This is a genomic window from Bacillus sp. YBWC18, from assembly GCF_002998775.1.
GTDB lineage: Bacteria > Bacillota > Bacilli > Bacillales > Bacillaceae > Bacillus.
Genome location: NZ_PVRI01000001.1, coordinates 550,761 through 571,431 on the forward strand (window position 1 = coordinate 550,761; position 20,671 = coordinate 571,431).

The following is a 20,671-nucleotide window of genomic DNA, read 5'->3' on the forward strand; positions in this document are numbered from 1 at the left end:
GAAATGAAGCATTTTGTACAAAAACAACATACGAAGAACGCGAATGAATACCATAATAATGAATGCAATTTTCTGATGGAAAACGGCTTTGGAAATTCGGAAGGAGTAAAGAACGATGCTTGAACAGGTGATATTGTTTACAATCATAATGGGATTTTTAATCAGTGTTCTTTTATCCCCGATTTTTATACCGTTTTTAAGAAGACTTAAATTTGGTCAAAGTATTAGAGAAGAAGGCCCGCAGTCTCACCAAAAGAAATCTGGTACTCCGACAATGGGCGGAATTATGATTATCTTTTCTATCACCATTACAACGATTGTGATGATCAACAAATTCTCTGAGATTAGTCCAGAAATGTTTTTACTGTTATTTGTCACACTTGGTTACGGCCTATTAGGATTTTTAGATGATTATATTAAAGTAGCGATGAAACGAAATCTTGGATTAACATCGAAACAGAAATTAATCGGTCAAATTGTGATCGCAGTGATCTTTTATGCAGTTTTCCATTATTATCAGTTTGCAACGACGATTCGCATTCCAGGAACAGACGTCAGCTTTGATTTAGGATGGGCTTACTTTATCCTTGTCATTTTCATGCTTGTCGGAGGTTCTAATGCCGTGAACTTAACGGATGGACTGGATGGTCTCTTATCTGGAACCGCTGCTATTGCTTTCGGAGCTTTTGCCATACTGGCTTGGAATCAATCCCAGTATGATGTAGCGATCTTTTCAGTAGCTGTTGCAGGAGCCGTCCTTGGCTTCCTTGTGTTTAACGCACATCCTGCAAAAGTATTTATGGGTGATACAGGTTCTCTAGCATTAGGGGGAGCCATTGTAGCAATTGCGATTTTAACGAAGCTTGAAATTTTACTTGTCATTATTGGTGGAGTATTTGTTGTTGAGACGCTATCCGTTATTCTTCAAGTGATCTCCTTTAAAACAACCGGCAAAAGAATCTTTAAGATGAGTCCGCTTCACCACCACTATGAGTTAGTTGGCTGGTCAGAGTGGAGAGTAGTTGTCACCTTCTGGACAGCTGGTTTATTACTTGCTGTTTTAGGAATTTACATCGAGGTGTGGTTATAATTGAATAAGATGCAAATGTTAAAAAACGAACATGTACTAGTATTAGGTCTTGCAAAAAGCGGATATGCGGCAGCTTCAATTCTTCATGAACATGGAGTAAATGTGACGGTAAATGATCAAAAACCGTTTGAAGAAAACGAACCTGCTCAGCTACTTTCTGGAAAGGGGATTGATGTCGTTTGTGGCAGTCATCCTCTTCGTATATTTGAAGATAAAGACATTACGATTTTAATTAAAAATCCAGGAATTCCATATGAAAATGAGATGGTTCAAGAAGCGCTTCGCCGCCAAATTCCAGTTTGGACGGAAATAGAATTAGCGTATCATTTAACTTCATCTCCTTTTATTGGGATTACTGGATCGAATGGAAAAACCACTACCACGACATTGATTTATGAAATGCTGAAAAAAGACAGCCAAAAAACATTAGTGGCGGGTAATATTGGAACAGTTGCCAGCGAAGTCGCTGCAAATGCAGCTGGCGATGAGTGGATCGTAACGGAACTCTCTTCTTTTCAGTTAATGGGAACAGTTGAGTTTAGACCTAAAATCAGCTTAATATTAAATATTTTTGATGCACATCTAGACTATCACCACACTCGTGATGAATATGAAAAAGCAAAGCAGAAAGTATTCGCACATCAACATGAAGATGACATCGCAGTAATTAACCTAGATGATCCATCGGTCGTAAAACTGGCAGAAGGTTCAAAAGCAAAAAAAGTGTTTTTCTCAGTGAAAGAGCCAGTAGAACATGGTGCGTTTATTCAACATGGTGCAATTTATTACATGAATGAACATATCATTGATGTAAAGGATGTTGTCCTTCCTGGTGAGCATAACCAAGAAAACATTTTGGCAGCTATTTGTGTTGTGAAAAATGCAGGCTGCTCAAATGAAGCAATCGTACACGTTCTCACGACATTTAGTGGAGTGAAGCATCGTCTGCAGTTTGTAGATACAATTCAAAGTCGGAAATTTTATAACGATAGTAAAGCAACCAATATTTTGGCAACAAGTAAAGCATTGTCAGCCTTCGAACAACCGACCATTTTATTAGCAGGTGGACTTGATCGCGGCAATGAATTTGATGAATTGAAACCTTTCATGAAAAATGTAAAAGGAATTATCACATTTGGTGAGACTGCACCTAAGTTTGTGAAGCTTGGTGAAGAGCTTGGAATACATCACGTAAAACATGTCGATAATGTTGAACAAGCAGTACCTGCGGCGTTTAACATATCTGAAGAAGAAGACGTGATTTTATTATCTCCGGCTTGTGCAAGCTGGGATCAACATAAAACATTTGAAGAACGTGGAGACATGTTTGTAAACGCCGTGCATATGCTTAAATAAGGGCTTGTCTCTCATATGACTGACAGCCCAAATGAAATTATGCTTGGGGTGTCGGTCTCTTGACGAATAAGAAAACTTCTCCGGATTTTTTGCTTGTTGTCATTACGTTACTTTTATTGACGATTGGTTTAATTATGGTGTACAGCGCTAGTGCTGTGTGGGCATCGTATAAATTTGATGATTCGTTTTATTTTGCAAAAAGACAGCTTTTGTTTGCCGGAATCGGAGTTATCGCAATGTTTTTCATTATGCGAGTCGATTATTGGACGTGGCGGACTTGGTCAAAGATATTGATTGCTGTTTGTTTTCTCCTTTTGCTGCTTGTACTCATTCCTGGTATCGGTATGGAGAGAAATGGATCAAGAAGCTGGATCGGTGTCGGTGCGTTTAGTATTCAGCCCTCTGAATTTATGAAGCTTGCGATGATTGCGTTTCTTGCAAAATTCTTATCTGAAAAACAAAAAAATATCACATCCTTTCGCAAAGGTTTTGCCCCAGCTTTAGGCATTGTATTTTCTGCATTTGCCATCATTATGCTTCAGCCGGATCTGGGAACAGGAACGGTGATGGTTGGAACCTGTATTATTATGATATTTGTTTCAGGTGCGAGAATTGCTCACTTTATATTTCTCGGTCTTATAGGACTCAGCGGGTTTGCTGCACTTGTCTTATCAGCACCCTACCGAATAAAACGAATTACATCGTACTTAAATCCTTGGGAAGATCCGCTAGGCAGTGGGTTTCAAATTATTCAATCCTTATACGCTGTTGGTCCAGGTGGTCTGTTCGGAATGGGACTTGGTCAAAGTAGACAAAAATTCTTCTATTTACCTGAGCCCCAAACGGACTTCATCTTTGCGATATTGTCTGAAGAGCTTGGCTTTATAGGGGGATCACTCATTTTACTCCTCTTTAGTGTTCTATTATGGAGAGGCATACGAATAGCACTTGGAGCCCCAGATTTATATGGAAGTTTCCTGGCAGTTGGTATTATTTCAATGGTTGCCATTCAAGTAATGATTAACATCGCAGTTGTCACTGGACTTATTCCTGTGACAGGTATCACGCTCCCATTCCTTAGTTATGGCGGCTCATCACTGACATTAATGCTGATGGCGATTGGCGTACTTTTGAATGTAAGCAGGTACGCAAGATATTAACGTGCTGAAGTTCATGAAACCATGTTGACGTTTATTTTGCAAAAGTACAAAAAAATGATTTGAAGAGTGAAAATGACAGTTTTTGTTTCGAAAACGTGTTTTTTGACTCTTCTTTACAGGTTTTAACGGAGCCCTGTTGTTTAAAACAGGGTTTATACTTTGTTCAGAGCAGAAAAAAATTGAGGGGAAATGGTATAATGCGTATAGTAATCAGTGGAGGCGGAACAGGCGGACATATTTATCCTGCCTTAGCCTTTATTAAAGAAGTGAAAAGACTGCATCCTGATGTGGAATTTTTATATATCGGTACTGAAAATGGACTTGAAAAGAAAATTGTAGAAAGAGAAAATATCCCTTTCAAGGCGATAGAAATTTCAGGTTTTAAACGAAAGCTTTCCTTTGATAACGTCAAAACGGTGATGAGATTTTTGAAAGGCGTTCAAAAAAGCAAATCTTACTTAAAAGAATTCAAACCTGATGCGGTCATTGGAACAGGCGGTTATGTGTGTGGGCCTGTGGTTTATGCGGCTTCTAAGCTGAAGATCCCGACTATTATACACGAACAAAACAGCCTGCCTGGTATTACAAATAAGTTCCTAGCGAGATATGTTAATAAAGTAGCCATCTGCTTTGACGAAGCAAAGGCACATTTTCCTTCTGAAAAGGTTGTATTTACGGGAAACCCTAGAGCCTCTGAAGTCGTCTCTATAAAAGAGGGGAAATCTCTTAAAGAATTTGGGCTCGATGAACAGAAAAAAACGGTTCTTATTTTCGGCGGGAGCCGAGGTGCTGCTCCTATCAATAGAGCAGTGATCGAAATGCAAGATGATTTAAAGGCTAAAAACTACCAGCTTTTATATATCACAGGTGAGGTTCATTATGAAAAAGTGTTGAATGAGCTAAAGGAAAAAGGTGCAGCACCTAATATGATCACAAAACCTTTCTTGCATCAAATGCCGGAGTACCTGAAATCGATCGATGTGATTGTTGCAAGAGCGGGAGCTACAACAATTGCTGAAGTAACGGCTCTTGGAATCCCAACCATTTTTATTCCGAGCCCATACGTGACGGCAAATCATCAGGAAATCAATGCAAGATCACTTGAAAAACATGATGCTGCGATTGTTTTAAGAGAATCAGAGCTTTCAGGGGATCGTCTGCTGCATGCAATTGATGAAATTGCCGGTAATGAAGAAAAACTCAACCAAATGAGCCGTTTAACGAAAGAACTCGGAGTACCAGATGCGGCTGCACGTTTATATAATGTGTTAAAAGATATTACGACTACATGATGGAATGATATTAGGTAAGGCGGAGGGTAATATGGAGAACTTGAAGAATGAATTATTAGAAGCGCAAGTTGGTAAAGTACTTGAAAATGAGCCGCTTGCTAATCATACAACAATGAAAATAGGCGGACCAGCAGATCTTTTGATCATCCCAAAAGATATCGATGCAGTTAAAACGATCATGGATCAGGTGAAAAAACACCATACGAATTGGACGGTCATTGGAAGAGGATCGAATTTACTTGTACTTGATAAAGGAATTCGTGGAGTTGTCCTAAAGCTAGGTGCTGGACTGGATCACCTAACTGTAAATGATGAAGAAATTACAGTTGGCGGCGGCTATTCTGTCGTAAGGCTCGCGACATCTCTTAGTAAGCAGGGTCTTTCAGGGTTGGAATTCGCAGCTGGTATTCCAGGGTCTATTGGAGGCGCTGTTTATATGAACGCAGGTGCACATGGATCTGATATCAGTAAGATTCTTGTGAAAGCTAGAATCTTATTTGAAGATGGAAGCATCGAGTGGCTCACAAATGAACAGATGAATTTCAGCTATCGAACATCAGTCCTTCAAAAGGAACGACCTGGCATTGTTCTCGAAGCCGTGTTTAAGCTCAAACAGGATGATCGCGAAAAAATCACAAAGAAAATGCAGCAAAATAAAGATTATCGTAAAGAAACCCAGCCTTATAACCGGCCATGTGCTGGCAGTATTTTTCGAAATCCGCTGCCTGAATATGCAGGACAGCTTGTAGAAAAAGCGAATTTAAAAGGATACCAAATCGGCGGAGCTAGAATATCTGATATGCACGGCAACTTTATAGTCAACGCTGGTGGAGCTACTGCTCAAGACGTGCTGGACTTAATTCAGTACATCCAAAAGAAAATTAAAGAAGACTACAACGTAGATATGCATACAGAGGTAGAAATTATCGGTGAAGAAAATTAACAGCTAGTTTTTATGAATGATGGCATCACAGGAAAACAAACGGCATGAAAGAATGCCGTTTGTTTTCTCATCAAAATGATGACCCAAAGGTGTGGACAAGCAGCTTTGAATGAGGTGAAGAGTATATATGCGGCCTGATCATGAAAATGAAAAGATCGTCAATATAGAAGAGCGAATTCCTAAAATTAAAGAACAAAGGAAGCAAAAAGCGAATCGTAGACTGATCTCTTTTATACTACTGTTTTTTATCATGGTTTTAATTATTATTTATTTGCAGACACCAATCAGCAAAATTTCTTCTTTAACCATCACAGGTAACGAGCATGTCTCTACAAAACAGCTTGTTAAACTTTCACAAATTAAAGAAGGCGAAACAGAGTTTTGGAATTTAAATAAAGATATAACAGCAGATCATATTAAACAAAATAAACTGATTAAAAGCGTTAGGATCAAAAAGCATTTCCCAAATAAGGTCAGTATTGCTGTCAAAGAATATGCAAATATTGCGTATCTTCAAAAGGGAAATCTATATTATGAGCTTCTTGAAAATGGGACCGCTTTATCAGAAGAAGTTACACCGAGTCATGCAGGACCTATTTTTGTCGATTGGGACAATAAGGAGAAGCTGAAGCAAACCGTTAGATCTTTAAATCAGCTGCCAGCCTCTATTCAGGAACTCATCTCAGAAGTATATTATGTGCCGACAAATTCAAACCAGTGGCTAGTTAAATTTTATATGAATGACGGAAACACTGTGATTGCATCAATTAAAACATTCGGTGATAAAATGAAAACCTATCCAGCCATTGTAAAAGAACTTTCGTCTTCTGAAAAAGGTACAATCCATATGGAAGTCGCTACGTATTTTGAAGCGTTTAAATCTAAGAAAAAGGAAGATGAGCGTTGAGAGGCAAAACAGTTATATTCTCAATTGTCATGCTTGTTCTTGGTTTTCTGATTTCTTTTTCATACCAATATACAAAGCAGCATCAGGCAGATGTCATTCGAACAGAGCAATGGAAAAAAGAATACTCTCTGAAAAGTCAGCTCACAAAGCAAGAAAAGGCGAATCAGAAACTCGAAAAAGAATTATATAGTCTTCAATCAAAGGTTCAAGCGACAGAGTCCAATTTGAAAAATGAAAAAGAGCAGTATTTTAATGTACTGGAAGATGTTGAGAAATACAGAATGTTTACAGGAGAGATCGGTGTAAAAGGAAAAGGGGTCAAAGTATCTCTTGAAGATGCATCTTATATCCCGAGTGGACAAAATGTCAATAATTACATTGTGCATGAGAGCCACATTTTTCATGTGATAAACGAACTATTTATATCAGGGGCTTCTGCTGTATCTATTAATGGGCAAAGAATCACACACCAATCATACATACATTGTAACGGTCCAGTTGTCACAGTTGATGGTGTTCAGCATCCAGCACCATTTGTCATTTCTGGTATTGGAGATCCGGCTGTGTTAATACCTGCTTTAAATATTGCAGGAGGAGTGGTCGATCAGCTGACAAGTGATCACATTTCAATGACGATTGAGAAAACGGATATTCGTATGAACCCTCTTTTAAGAAACAAAGATTAAAAGTGAAAAGGTGAGTGGTGTTGAGGAAAAAGAAGCCTTTACTTAGTTTAACAGCTTTAATGATCATATTTGGCATCATGGTCTCCATCCAGTTTAATTCTTTACAAAAGCCCAAAGTTCGTGATACTCGTGATGTTTGGGAACTGAGAGAGGATTTATCTGCATCTAAAAGTAAGGAATTGGATTTGCTCAAAGAAATTGATAAATACGACGAGATGCTAAAAAAATATGGTCATCAAGGAGATCAATCAAAAGAAGCACAATTAACAAAAACGTTAAAAGATTTAAAAGAAAAGGCTGGTTTTACAGAAGTGGAAGGGGAGGGGATTGAAATTGAAATTTCTCAGCTTTTTTCAAAGGACCTTACCGGAGAAGAAGTGAAAAATATCCCGCCTGATCTTCTGAAAAAGTTAATTAATGAAGCCAATATGTTTGGGGCAAAACATATTTCCATCAATGATCGCCGTGTAATTAATACAAGTGTGATTCGAGATATTAATGGCACGACAAAAATAGATGGTTACAGCTTAGATAGTGATGAAGTCACCATTAAAATGATTAGTGAGCAGGCCGACAAATTATACAGCCGTTTAAATGTATCAGATATTGGTGATTTGTTTGCTCAGGAAAACTTCAGCTTGAGTATGAGCCAGCCGAAGAAAAAAATCCATTTAAAAGCATATGACGGTGCAATTCAAGTAAACGAATTGAAGCCTCTTGAAGATGTAAAGGAGGGAAAATCTTAATGTGGCTTCCTGTACTTGGCTTAATCATAGGAGTTGCGATCGGTTTCTTAACAAATTTTACGATACCGAATGAGTATTCTAACTATCTTTCCCTCGCTGTACTTGCTGCGCTTGATACATTGATTGGTGGAATCCGGGCACATCTGCAAGGGGCATACGATGAACTAGTGTTTGTATCAGGCTTCTTCTTTAATATTATACTCGCAATAAGTTTAGCTTTTCTGGGCGTCCATCTTGGTGTAGACTTGTACTTAGTCGGAATGTTTGCATTCGGCGTTAGATTGTTTCAAAATATAGCAGTTATTAGAAGAATTCTACTAACAAAATGGACAATTTCAAGAGAAAAAAAGAAAAAAAGTGAGTCATAAAAAAGGATATACATATGATGTAACGAATATTTTCAGTAATCCTAATAAAAAATGTTGATTTTTTAAGTTTTGTTACACACTTGTAAAAACACATTCATTGTATTGTTGTTCAGCAAATAATAGAATAGAAAGTATTGATATGTGAGGAGGTGCCATAGAATGAACAACAATGAAATTTACGTCAGCCTTGACATCGGTACATCCAATATAAAAGTCATCGTCGGAGAAATGGCGGATGATTCGCTTAACATTATAGGTGTTGGAAATGTCCCTTCAGAGGGGTTAAAAAAAGGATCGATTGTTGATATAGATGAGACAGTTCATTCTATTAGACAAGCATTTGAACAGGCTGAGAGAATGGTAGGATTTCCTTTACAAAAGGCGATTGTCGGAATTAATGGAAACCACATTCATATTCAGAATACGAGCGGCGTGGTCGCAGTATCTAGTGAAAACAAAGAAATACATGCTGAAGATGTGAGACGTGTCTTAGATGCAGCACAAGTAGTATCTATTCCTCAAGAACATCTCGTCGTAGACGTGATTCCGAGACAATTTATCGTCGACGGAAGAGATGAGATCACAGATCCGAAAAAAATGCTTGGTGTTCGGCTAGAGGTGGAAGGATCGTTAATTACAGGTTCTAAAACGATTCTACATAACTGGCTCCGATGTGTAGAAAGAGCTGGAATTGAAATTATGGATATTTGCTTGCAGCCAATCGCATCGGGCTCGGCAGCATTATCGAAAGATGAAAAAAATCTCGGGGTAGCTCTTGTCGATATTGGCGGCGGATCTACAACGATTTCCGTATTTGAAAACGGGCATCTCTATTCTACTCACAGTATCCCTTTGGGCGGAGAGAACATTACAAAAGATTTGTCTATAGGACTTAGAACTTCCACTGAAGAAGCTGAACGAATCAAAAAACAATTTGGGCATGCGTTTTATGATGAGGCATCGACTGAGGAGACATTTGAAGTTTCTGTGATCGGTACCGATCAAAAACAAACGTATACACAACTTGATGCGGCTAACATTATTGAAGCGCGGCTGGAAGAAATCCTGCTCTTTGTGGCAGAGGAATTAAGAAATATGGGTGTCCATGATTTGCCTGGTGGATTCGTTCTAACAGGTGGACAGGCAGCCATACCAGGTATCCTTTCTCTTGCACAAACGGTTTTGCAAAACAATGTCAGGATTGCAAGTCCGAATTATATCGGGGTGAGAGAGCCTCAATATATGACAGGAGTGGGTCTGATCCACTTTGCTTATCGCAATGCAAAGATTCAGGGCAGACAGGTTGGATTCCAAATGCCAGATGAGGCGTTTCATGAAGTAGGCGCATCCATGGAGCCGGTTTCTTCTGCACCACAAGTGAAAGAAGCGCAGCCAAGACCGAAAGTTAAACAAAAATCACAACAAGAGACAAATAAAAAACCGGGCAAAATGAAAAAACTATTTAATATGTTCTGGGAATAGAATTAGATTTTCGACGGATTAGGAGGATTCAGCATGTTGGAGTTTGAAACAAATATAGACGGCCTAGCATCAATTAAAGTAATCGGAGTAGGTGGCGGCGGGAATAACGCTGTCAACCGAATGATCGAAAATGACGTACAAGGTGTCGATTTTATTGCAGTCAATACAGATGCACAGGCGTTAAATCTATCAAAAGCAGAAACTAAAATGCAAATCGGTGCTAAGCTGACAAGAGGGCTTGGAGCAGGTGCGAATCCTGAGGTCGGTAAGAAGGCTGCTGAGGAAAGCAAAGAGCAGATTGAAGAAGTACTAAAAGGCGCAGACATGGTCTTCGTTACAGCTGGTATGGGCGGTGGAACTGGTACGGGTGCTGCACCTGTCATTGCAAAAATCGCAAAAGATTCTGGTGCATTGACAGTTGGAGTCGTGACTCGTCCTTTCACATTTGAAGGAAGAAAGCGTCAGCTTCAAGCAGTTGAAGGAATTGCTTCTATGAAAGAAGCAGTTGACACATTAATCGTGATTCCAAACGATCGCTTGCTTGAAATTGTTGATAAAAACACGCCAATGCTGGAAGCATTCCGCGCGGCAGATAACGTGCTTAGACAAGGTGTTCAAGGGATTTCCGATTTAATTGCAACACCAGGTCTGATTAACCTTGACTTTGCTGACGTGAAAACAATCATGTCCAATAAAGGTTCGGCTCTTATGGGTATTGGTGTCGCAACAGGTGAAAACCGTGCTGCTGAAGCAGCGAAGAAAGCCATTTCTTCACCACTTCTAGAAACAGCGATCGATGGTGCTCAAGGCGTCATCATGAACATTACGGGTGGCACAAACCTAAGTCTTTATGAAGTGCAAGAAGCAGCGGATATTGTGGCTTCTGCATCTGACGAAGATGTAAACATGATTTTCGGGTCTGTCATCAATGATAACTTGAAGGATGAAATTGTGGTGACTGTGATCGCAACTGGATTTATTGAGCAAGAGCCAGAAGTGACAAAACCACAAAGAAATCCACTAGGACAAGGATTAAAGCAAAATCAATCCATTCCTCAAAAACGTGAAGTAAAACGTGAGGAACATCAGCAGCCATCATCTCAGCCGAGACAAAATACACAATCAAGTGATGATACGCTGGACATTCCAACGTTCTTACGCAACCGCAATAAACGCTAATCGAGTATAGCTTAACCCCTTCCATTGGAAGGGGTTTTTTCATGTCTCAACGTATAAGGGGACTCTAATCAAAAAGTCTTAAATGTGTGAGAGCTACTTCATCTTTCATATGTAATTTGACTTAAGGTGCTTAAGAAAAAAGAATCATTTTTAACCCCTCTTACAAAAAACGACAAGATGATGAACTTTATTTGACTACATTAAAAAGAACACCATGAATCTTGTCATGAACAAATGAAGGAAAGGAGTGAGACATATACTCTGTTTGGCCATTTGAGGAGGAGGGATTTGATTGAAATTGAAGTTTCGCAAGACCGCCGGCTATCGTTTGATGAGTCTTATGGTGATTGGTACTTTAACGATGACAAGCTTTGGGATGGTTCAAGCAAAATCGACTTCTACCTCATATCAGGAGGAAGCTGTTTCCTCTAAGACAACAAAAGCAAAGATCTCATCAAGATTAATGAAGCAGTTTCAGCAGGATGACAAGGTGACCTTTTTAATCAAAATGAAGGAGCAAACAAATACGCAAAAAGTGGCGAAGGAAGCTGTGTCCAGAGCCAAAAAACAGAAATTAACAGCGGCTAAAACGCAGTACACAAAAAGATCAGCTGTCGTATCAGAATTAAGAGCAACGTCTGAGGAGACGCAGCAAGCGCTGCTTACGTATTTACAAAAGGAACAAAAGAAAAAGCAAGTGAAGGAGATTCATTCGTACTATATTGTGAATGGTCTTGCGGTGACGGGAACGAAAGAAGTCATGGAAAAGGTGGCTTCCTTCCCAGAAGTAGATCAAGTGCTGCCGAATGAAACCCGTCAAATTCATCGCCCCGTTGATTTGAAGACGTCTAAGCAGAAAAAACAAATGAAAACAGTAGATGGAGTCGAGTGGAACATTTCTCAGGTTCATGCTCCAGAAGCGTGGGCTTTAGGCTATGACGGTACTGGTACTGTTGTGGCAAGTATTGATACAGGAGTGGAATGGGATCATCCTGCTTTAAAGGAAAAATACCGCGGATTTGATCCAGCACACCCGAATGATCCATCTCATGAATTCAATTGGTACGATGCTACAACAGGATCTGAAGCGCCATACGACGATTTAGAGCATGGTACACATGTGACGGGAACGATGGTTGGCTCTGAGCCAGATGGAAAGAATCAAATCGGAGTCGCACCAGGCGCAAAATGGATTGCGGTGAAAGCTTTCTCAGAAGATGGTGGTTCAGATGCTGATCTACTTGACGCAGGAGAGTGGATTTTAGCACCAAAAGATGAGGACGGAAACCCACATCCAGAAAAGGCACCAGATGTCGTCAATAATTCTTGGGGCGGTGGGCCTGGTCTTGATGATTGGTATAAAGATGTGGTCAATGCTTGGAGAGCGGCGGACATCTTCCCAGAGTTTTCAGCCGGCAATACCGATTTATTTAACCCTGGTGGTGAGGGATCAATTGCAAATCCTGCGAACTATCAGGAGGCCTTTGCAACGGGTGCAACGGATCAAGACAACAAATTGGGGTCTTTCTCGCTGCAAGGTCCGTCTCCATATGGCGTCATGAAACCAGATATTGCGGCCCCAGGGGTAAACATTCGTTCATCCATTCCAGGGAAAGGGTATGAAGATGGCTGGAATGGGACGTCGATGGCTGGTCCGCATGTTTCAGCTGTTGTGGCTCTTCTTCGCCAAGTACAGTCAGATCTTTCTGTTGAAGAGATTGAACAAATTCTCATTGATACAGCGAAGCCGTTGACTGATCAGCAATTCCCGGAATCCCCTAACAATGGCTATGGGGCAGGTTTAGTTGATGCAAAAGAGGCGATTATGGCCTTAACAGATGGAATTGGCACGATTGAAGGACAGGTGACAAACGAAGATGTTCATTTAGGTGATATGAAAATAACAGATCAAGCCCTGCCTCAAAAAGAAAAGGCTGTACATCCACATAAGAAGCCTGCAAAAACAAAAGAATTGAAAAAGGAAAAAAATCTTGATGCTCCGTCCATCAAAGCTCTTCCTATGAAAGCGGAAATCAGTGTTCTTGAAAGCGGAAAATCAACGTACACAGATGAAGCGACAGGGAGATATCAGCTTACTCACAGTGCAGGGGAATTCACGGTGAAAGCGGAAGCTTACGGGTTTGAATCACGCAAACAAACAGTCAATATTTCTTCAAATGAAACGGCTGAGGCAAATTTCGCCTTACAGCCACTTAAGAAACGAACGATATCCGGTACAATTGTCAATGAAGCAACGGGTGAAAAAGTAAAGGATGCCACGGTTTATCTTGTAGAGGATGCGAAAATTAAGCCGGTGAAAACAGATGAAGCTGGCGAATTTTCTCTAGAGGCATTGAGCGGTGTCTATACCGTCAAAGTATTTGCGAAAGGGTTTAAAGGTTATTCTTTTACAGCAGATGTGACAGAAAAGCCGGTTAAAAAAGCCATTCAGCTAGAGCCATTCATCGGCTTTGCTGGTGAAATTAGCTACGATGACGGAACAGCTGAAAATGCGCGAGCCTTCTATGATCCTGGCAATGGCTGGGCTGTGAAGTTTTCGTTAGAAAAGGGGAAGAAACAAGCGCAACTCACAGGAGGGCTTTTCCGTTTCTGGTCATCAGAGTGGCCAGCTCCTGGCGGGAATGAATTTGCGGTTGAAGTGTATGATGCTTCTGGGAAGAATGGAGCTCCAGGGGAGAAAATTGCAGGACCTCTAAAAGCGAATGCGCTGCGTAATGGTGAATGGACAAAAGTAGATTTAGAAGATCAAGCCATTACGGTGGATGGAGATTTCTATCTTGTCTATATTCAAACGAAAAAGAATACGGAGTCTCCAGGACTTGCAACGGACGAAGATGGTCCAAATGCTGAAAGAAGCTGGCAGCTGACAAGCGGTGCTTTTTCTCCTTCTCCAAAAGAAGAAGGGAATTATATGATTCGGGCGCTTGTTGACTATGAAGCAGATGTGCCAGAGATTATATCTCCGAAGGCCGGAACCATTTCGAACAAAGGTGAACTGGAGATTGAAGGCAAAGCCTCCCCTGGGCTTGATGTAGCGATTTATCAAAACGATGAAGAGATTGCCAAAGTGAAAGCAGATCAGTCAGGCGCTTTCAAAGAAAAGGTCACAGTTTCAAGTGGAGAGCATGTATTCACGGCTGCGACTGTTACGGATAAAGGCGCAACGAAACGATCAAAACCAGTAAAGGTCATCATTGATCAAACAGCTCCAGCACTCACCATAGATACACCTAAAAAAGGGGAAAAGTCTAATAAAGAATCACTCACTGTAGAAGGAAAGGTCACAGATGATCATCTTGATCAAGTCACTGTAAATGGAAAAAAGGCAACCGTAAAAGATGGAAAATATTCCGCAAGAATACTGCTTGAGAACGGGAAAAATACAATAAAAGTAACAGCGAAAGATGCAGCAGGAAACAAAACGACTAAAAAAGTCAATATCGATGTCCAATACGAGGCACCTGAAATTTCTAAGCTGACTCCAGCAGAGAATGTCCATCTATCATCAGGAGAGTCTGTTAAAATTTCATTTAACAGCAGGGAAAAGCTAGACGCAACGTTTGTTATTCACATGCCGCTGACAAACGCGAGATCAAAGCTTCAAAATACAACAGAGCTGCCGCTTCGCGAAGTATCTAGCGGAACATATGAAGGCTACTGGACAGCTACTTCTACCGCCAAAGCAAAAGGTGCGGTCATTGAAGTAATTGTGCGAGATGATTATGGAAATGTCACAAGACAAAAGGCTTCAGGCACATTAAACATCAATGAAAAGTAACTTAAACAAAAGACACGATTTCCAGGAGCGTGTCTTTTTTTCTTTCGAGCAATTGTTTGAAAGCTTGTCCAGAAGAACACTCTCTTGCTTCGCGCTCTCATTCCTCGACAAAAACAATAACAATCCACCAAAAGTTCTCTATCATCCCCAACAAGAATTGACAGACTTCCATCTCTTGACTGTTTTATACTGGTACAAACAAGTGCAAGTACTGCTTTTGATTCTTTGTTTCAGATGAAAGGAGCAGAAGGTGGTCATTTATTTAGATGTGATCTGGCTGTTAAACTTTTGTTTTGATCTATTGCTTCTCTTACTCACTGCATTTATTCTCAAACGACAAGTAAAAAAAAGGCGATATATGTTAGGAGCTCTCATTGGATCGAGCATTGTTCTCTTGCTCTTTACACCATTTGCAATGGTTGTGTCACACCCTTTAGGCAAACTATTTTTTTCTGTCTTCATCGTTCTTGCAACCTTTGGTTTTCAAAGATTTCGTTCCTTTTTTCAAAATCTGTTTGCTTTTTACTTTGTAACATTTTTGATGGGAGGAGGCATGATCGGGGTTCATTCGTTTTTGCAAACCAACACAGTGATCCAAGATGGCCTGCTCATTTCACAAAATGATGGCTTTGGTGATCCGATTAGCTGGCTTTTTGTTTTAATCGGCTTTCCTGCGATATGGCTGTTTTCAAAGAAAAGATTAGGAGAGGTTGGTGCGAAAAAAAGACAGTATGATGAACAAGTGCTTGTAGAGATACACATTCACGGGGAGACCATCCGCTTAAATGGACTCGTTGATTCTGGCAATCAGCTGTATGATCCTATGACAAAAACACCTGTCATGATCGTCCAGGCCGATCAGCTAACGGCCATTTGCGGAGAGCCATTTATAGAGCTCATGAAACAGTCTCATCCTGTTGAAGTGATGCAAAAGATCGATGATCAATTTCCCCTTCTTGATCGATTAAGACTTGTTCCATATCGAGCAGTCGGTCATGATCACGGTTTTCTACTATGCCTAAAACCAGATACTGTCGTCATTTATTCAAAGACGCATATGATTCAGCCGGCCAAGTGTTTTGTAGGGTTGAGTCTGAGCGGTTTATCAGCAGATCAGGAATTTCAATCCATCATTCATCCAGATATGTTAGACGGGAAAATCATCCAGGGGGTGTCGTAGTTTTTTGGTGATGTCTTTTATCTTACGAGGTCAACTTGACATTTAGAAGGGAGAAGAAGATGAAAAAATTAAAATTTAAACTCACTTACTACTGGTATAAACTCCTCATGAAGCTAGGTCTAAAGAGTGATGAAATTTATTATATTGGTGGAAGTGAAGCGCTGCCGCCTCCATTATCAAAGGATGAAGAGCAGGAACTGCTTGTCAAATTACCAAAAGGTGATCAAACCGCAAGGGCGATTCTGATCGAAAGAAATTTGCGTTTAGTGGTTTATATCGCAAGGAAATTTGAAAACACAGGTATTAATATTGAGGATTTAATTAGTATCGGAACCATTGGCCTGATCAAAGCAGTCAATACATTTAACCCTGAAAAAAAGATCAAGCTGGCAACATATGCTTCGAGATGTATTGAAAATGAGATTCTGATGTACTTGAGGCGAAATAATAAAATCCGTTCAGAAGTCTCGTTTGATGAACCGCTCAACATTGATTGGGACGGAAATGAACTGCTTTTATCAGACGTACTTGGAACAGATGATGATATTATCACGCGGGATATTGAAGCAAATGTAGATAAAAAACTGCTGAAAAAAGCGCTGGAGCAATTAAATGACCGCGAAAAGCAGATCATGGAACTAAGATTTGGCTTGGTCGGCGGTGAGGAAAAAACCCAAAAAGATGTCGCTGACATGCTTGGGATTTCCCAGTCGTATATTTCGAGGCTTGAAAAAAGAATCATTAAACGATTACAAAAAGAATTTAATAAAATGGTCTAAAAAAATTTTTTGAAAGCTCGATCCCTTTACTATCAAAGGGATAACCATTTTTTCACATGATTCTCGTCATCGCTCGTGCATATTTTTCCATCCCAAGGAGATACTGAACTTTGTACAACAGCTCCTGTAGGGAGGGAAAAAAGTGTCCAGAAATAAAGTGGAAATCTGCGGAGTCGACACCTCCAAACTGCCTGTTCTGAAAAACGACGAGATGAGAAAATTGTTCAGACAGCTGCAAGATGAGGGTGACGATACAGCAAGAGAAAAGCTAGTCAATGGCAATTTACGGTTGGTTTTAAGTGTGATTCAGCGTTTTAACAACAGAGGCGAGTATGTCGATGATCTCTTCCAAGTAGGCTGTATCGGATTAATGAAATCAATTGATAATTTTGATTTAAGCCACAATGTCAGATTTTCAACTTATGCGGTTCCTATGATCATAGGAGAAATCCGTCGATACTTGCGTGATAACAATCCGATTCGGGTGTCTCGTTCACTAAGAGATATTGCCTATAAGGCACTTCAGGTCCGTGAGAGGCTGATTAGTGAGACAAGCAAGGAGCCAACAGCAGAAGACATTGCCAAAGTTCTCGAAGTGCCTCATGAGGAAATTGTCTTTGCCCTAGATGCGATTCAAGATCCTGTATCTTTGTTTGAACCGATCTATAATGACGGAGGAGATCCGATTTATGTGATGGATCAAATTAGTGATGAACGGAACAAAGACACACAATGGGTGGAAGAATTGGCCTTAAAAGAGGGCATGCGCAGATTGAACGACAGGGAAAAAATGATTCTTCGCAAACGCTTCTTCCAGGGCAAAACGCAAATGGAAGTCGCTGAAGAGATCGGAATTTCTCAAGCACAAGTCTCAAGGCTTGAAAAAGCAGCCATCAAACAAATGAATAAAAACATCTTTTAAAGCCGCCGCTTCATGTGCGGCTTTTTCCATTCTTGTTAGAGAACACGCCTCTAGTATTGACTCGGTTATTTTTTTCATTTAATCTGTTTTTAACAAATGTTATTTTAGATATCATTTGTTAGGGAACACTTAAGCGGAAAGAAGGGTTATTATGACATTCCATGATGAAAGAAGGCTGCTCATTAAGGTTGCGCATATGTATTATGAAGAAGGCGCCACTCAATCTAACATTGCAGAAGCGGTTGGGGTTAGCCGTTCGCTCATATCGAAATATTTGGCAAAAGCACGTGAAGCAGGAATCGTGGAAATCATTATTCATGATGAAGTCAACCAACAGTATGGATCGTTAGAAAGAAAAATAGAACGCAAATATGGGCTGCGAGAAGTCGTCTGTGTGGAAACACTCAGCAAAGACACAACCAAAAGCCGAATCGGTGCCGCGGCAGCAAGCTTTTTATTAAAAGTGATGAAAGATGGACAAGTCATCGGGTTTTCCTCAGGGACAACGCTGCATGAAATGGCGAAAGCGCTTACCTCTGTTCAGCACTATCCATCCGTGACATTTGTTCCGCTTGTCGGAGGTGTGGGAAATGAAGATGTCGATATCCACGCTAACTATATTATTGCGAGATGCACAGAGGCACTCAAATCTAAATGTGAGTTTTTACATGTACCCGTCATGCTTGATACGAAAGAAGCGAAAGATGTACTGATCCGGCAGCCGTCGATCAAAAAAGTGATTGAACTAGGAGAATCATCAAATATCGCGGTTGTCGGAATTGGCGGTGTTCCGCAGCATTCAACGATGGTGAAATCTTATATGACAAGCGGCGAGGAGGACATCCTTCAAGCGAAGGATGTAGCAGGTGACATTTGCTATAACTTTATTGATCATCAAGGGGAAGTATATCCCCACCCATGGAACGACCGGGTGATGGGCATAAGCCCGCAAAAGCTGAAAGAAATTCCGCTTGTCATAGGTGTCGCTGGTGGCGAAGAGAAAATTGAAGCGATCCGGGCGGCATTAGCAGGTGGATTAATTCATGTATTAATTACCGATGAACGAACAGGAGATGCCTTATTAAAGTAACTACCTAATATCATTAGGTAGTCAGCGTGTAGACAAACCCTCGCATTCGGTGTCAGTCCTGCGTGCCGGTGCTCACGAATATCAAATTCGCTCCGCTCCGGTACTCGTCCTTCCTAGACTGCAAAGGTTTTCTATCACGCTGAAAAGAAGACAAAAGGCTAAAATGAAGATCATTTTAGCCCTTTGTCAAGAATCTGTAACTACCTAATATCATTAGGTAGTTTTTTTTGAGTCTAAAGACTCAAAAAGATTGAAAATTTTATCGATTTTAGCTTGACACAAAGTTGACACATCATATAAACTAAGTTCATAACAAATGATAAATAAAATAACAAATGTTACAATAAACAGATCTTTGTTAATTTTTATAACATTTGTTAAAAGTTTCAGATTATATTTCTAGCAATCTATTGAGAAGCAAGAAAACCTGAAAGGATGATTTAGATGTCAATCTATCAACAGTTGTTAGCTCGAGAACGCAGTGGAGATCCAATCAAAGTAGGGATTATTGGAGCAGGCCAAATGGGCTTTGGACTCATTTCACAAATTTCTAAAATTCCAGGCATGATTGTCGCTGGTGTTTGTGATATTCACCTTAGTGCAGCAGAGAAGGCAGCAAATTTCTACAAGCAGCATGCGAAGCCGCATCAAATGGTTGTCACAAATGATTACAGAGAAGTGATTCAATCAGATTTCGTGGAAGTTGTAGTAGATGCAACAGGTGTCCCAGAGGTCGGAGCAAACATTTCTTTGGAAGCGCTTAATTCGAAAAAACATCTCGTTCTTTTAAATGTAGAAGTTGATATTACTATCGGTTTGGTCATGCATAAGTTATTCACAAATGCAGGGCTTGTTTACTCAGGATCAGCTGGAGACGAACCAGCAGCAACACTAGAATTATATGAATTTGCGAAAACAATGGGTCTTGAGGTGCTCGTTGCCGGGAAAGGAAAGAACAACCCATTCTTCCCAGAAGCAAATCCAGATACGTGTAAAGCAGAAGCAGATAGTAAACATATGAGTGCACATATGCTGGCTGCATTCCAGGACGGCACAAAAACAATGGCTGAAATGAACTTATTAAGTAATGCGACAGGGCTTCTGCCTGATAAAGTCGGTATGCACGGAGTCGAAGCGAATTTAGAGAATGTAGCAGATAAATTGAATCAAAAACAGCAAGGCGGCGTGCTGGATAACTTCGGAGTCGTTGAATATGTAAATGGACTTGCACCAGGCGTATTTGTCATCGTCAAGAGTGATCTTGAGCCAGTGGATGAAGAACTGCGCTACTTAAAAGTTGGAAAAGGTCCGCACTATACACTTTACCGTCCTTTCCACTTAGCGAGTCTTGAAACACCTGTCACCATCGCAAAAGCGGTCTTACAGCATGATTCATCCATCCACCCAATTGGTGTACCAGTGTCAGAAACAGTAGCTGTTGCGAAAAGAGAGATTAAAGCAGGGGAATCACTTGACGGAATTGGCGGGTACTCCGTAAGAGGTGTACTTGAAACACATCAAGACATGAAAACGAACGGCCACATTCCAATTGGCTTAATCAGCGGAAAAGTCGTAGCGAAAAAAGACATCAAATTAGGACAATTCCTGACTCATGATGATGTAGAACTTGATTCAAACACAACGGTCTGGAAGCTGCGTTCATTACAAGATCATTTATTTCAATCATAAGGA

17 protein-coding genes are annotated in these 20,671 nt (G+C 40.4%); all 17 read left to right on the forward strand.

Annotation, left to right across the window (positions count from 1 at the left end):
- Positions 1-115 precede the first annotated feature (115 nt).
- The 17 genes from mraY to C6348_RS03015 all read left to right on the forward strand — a co-directional run bounded on the left by mraY (position 116) and on the right by C6348_RS03015 (position 20,668).
- A complete protein-coding gene (mraY, locus tag C6348_RS02935) occupies positions 116-1,090 on the forward strand; it encodes a phospho-N-acetylmuramoyl-pentapeptide-transferase (RefSeq protein ID WP_034317997.1) in 975 nt (324 codons plus the stop codon).
- A 9-nt stretch (positions 1,091-1,099) separates the two neighbouring features.
- Positions 1,100-2,446, forward strand: coding sequence for a UDP-N-acetylmuramoyl-L-alanine--D-glutamate ligase (murD, locus tag C6348_RS02940; protein ID WP_411266100.1), 1,347 nt, complete (start codon positions 1,100-1,102; stop codon positions 2,444-2,446).
- A gap of 59 nt (positions 2,447-2,505) precedes the next feature.
- A complete protein-coding gene (spoVE, locus tag C6348_RS02945; RefSeq protein WP_003212197.1) occupies positions 2,506-3,606 on the forward strand; it encodes a stage V sporulation protein E in 1,101 nt (366 codons plus the stop codon).
- Between the two features lie 197 nt (positions 3,607-3,803).
- Complete coding sequence (gene murG, locus C6348_RS02950; protein WP_066030946.1) at positions 3,804-4,898, forward strand: undecaprenyldiphospho-muramoylpentapeptide beta-N-acetylglucosaminyltransferase; 1,095 nt, start codon at positions 3,804-3,806, stop codon at positions 4,896-4,898.
- 31 nt (positions 4,899-4,929) lie between these two features.
- Positions 4,930-5,841: a UDP-N-acetylmuramate dehydrogenase gene (gene murB / locus C6348_RS02955; RefSeq protein ID WP_034662552.1), complete on the forward strand. Its 912-nt coding sequence runs from the start codon at positions 4,930-4,932 to the stop codon at positions 5,839-5,841.
- A gap of 127 nt (positions 5,842-5,968) precedes the next feature.
- Positions 5,969-6,748 (forward strand): cell division protein FtsQ/DivIB, encoded by a 780-nt coding sequence (locus tag C6348_RS02960; RefSeq protein WP_106038770.1) that lies wholly within the window; start codon positions 5,969-5,971, stop codon positions 6,746-6,748.
- Positions 6,745-7,434, forward strand: coding sequence for a DUF881 domain-containing protein (locus C6348_RS02965; protein ID WP_060596192.1), 690 nt, complete (start codon positions 6,745-6,747; stop codon positions 7,432-7,434). The genes C6348_RS02960 and C6348_RS02965 overlap by 4 nt, the downstream gene beginning before the upstream one ends.
- Before the next feature lie 20 nt (positions 7,435-7,454).
- The gene (locus C6348_RS02970) at positions 7,455-8,180 is read left to right on the forward strand and encodes a DUF881 domain-containing protein (protein ID WP_034662544.1); all 726 of its coding nucleotides are present in this window, start codon (positions 7,455-7,457) and stop codon (positions 8,178-8,180) included.
- Complete coding sequence (locus C6348_RS02975) at positions 8,180-8,548, forward strand: small basic family protein (protein ID WP_003210988.1); 369 nt, start codon at positions 8,180-8,182, stop codon at positions 8,546-8,548. Before C6348_RS02970 ends, C6348_RS02975 begins: the two co-directional genes overlap by 1 nt.
- A gap of 159 nt (positions 8,549-8,707) precedes the next feature.
- A complete protein-coding gene (ftsA, locus tag C6348_RS02980; protein WP_106038769.1) occupies positions 8,708-10,030 on the forward strand; it encodes a cell division protein FtsA in 1,323 nt (440 codons plus the stop codon).
- A 33-nt stretch (positions 10,031-10,063) separates the two neighbouring features.
- Entirely contained in the window at positions 10,064-11,209 is a 1,146-nt protein-coding gene (ftsZ, locus tag C6348_RS02985; RefSeq protein ID WP_024424252.1) for a cell division protein FtsZ, read from the forward strand.
- A 292-nt stretch (positions 11,210-11,501) separates the two neighbouring features.
- Complete coding sequence (locus C6348_RS02990; RefSeq protein ID WP_106041816.1) at positions 11,502-15,008, forward strand: S8 family peptidase; 3,507 nt, start codon at positions 11,502-11,504, stop codon at positions 15,006-15,008.
- Positions 15,009-15,258: 250 nt separating this feature from the next.
- Complete coding sequence (gene spoIIGA / locus C6348_RS02995) at positions 15,259-16,188, forward strand: sigma-E processing peptidase SpoIIGA (protein ID WP_106041818.1); 930 nt, start codon at positions 15,259-15,261, stop codon at positions 16,186-16,188.
- Positions 16,189-16,247: 59 nt separating this feature from the next.
- Entirely contained in the window at positions 16,248-16,967 is a 720-nt protein-coding gene (sigE, locus tag C6348_RS03000) for an RNA polymerase sporulation sigma factor SigE (RefSeq protein ID WP_007499746.1), read from the forward strand.
- Between the two features lie 142 nt (positions 16,968-17,109).
- Entirely contained in the window at positions 17,110-17,889 is a 780-nt protein-coding gene (gene sigG / locus C6348_RS03005) for an RNA polymerase sporulation sigma factor SigG (RefSeq protein WP_003211879.1), read from the forward strand.
- Between the two features lie 151 nt (positions 17,890-18,040).
- Positions 18,041-18,979, forward strand: a complete 939-nt coding sequence (locus tag C6348_RS03010; protein WP_034662535.1) for a sugar-binding transcriptional regulator — start codon at positions 18,041-18,043, stop codon at positions 18,977-18,979.
- A gap of 444 nt (positions 18,980-19,423) precedes the next feature.
- Complete coding sequence (locus C6348_RS03015; protein ID WP_034662533.1) at positions 19,424-20,668, forward strand: NAD(P)H-dependent oxidoreductase; 1,245 nt, start codon at positions 19,424-19,426, stop codon at positions 20,666-20,668.
- Positions 20,669-20,671 lie beyond the last annotated feature (3 nt).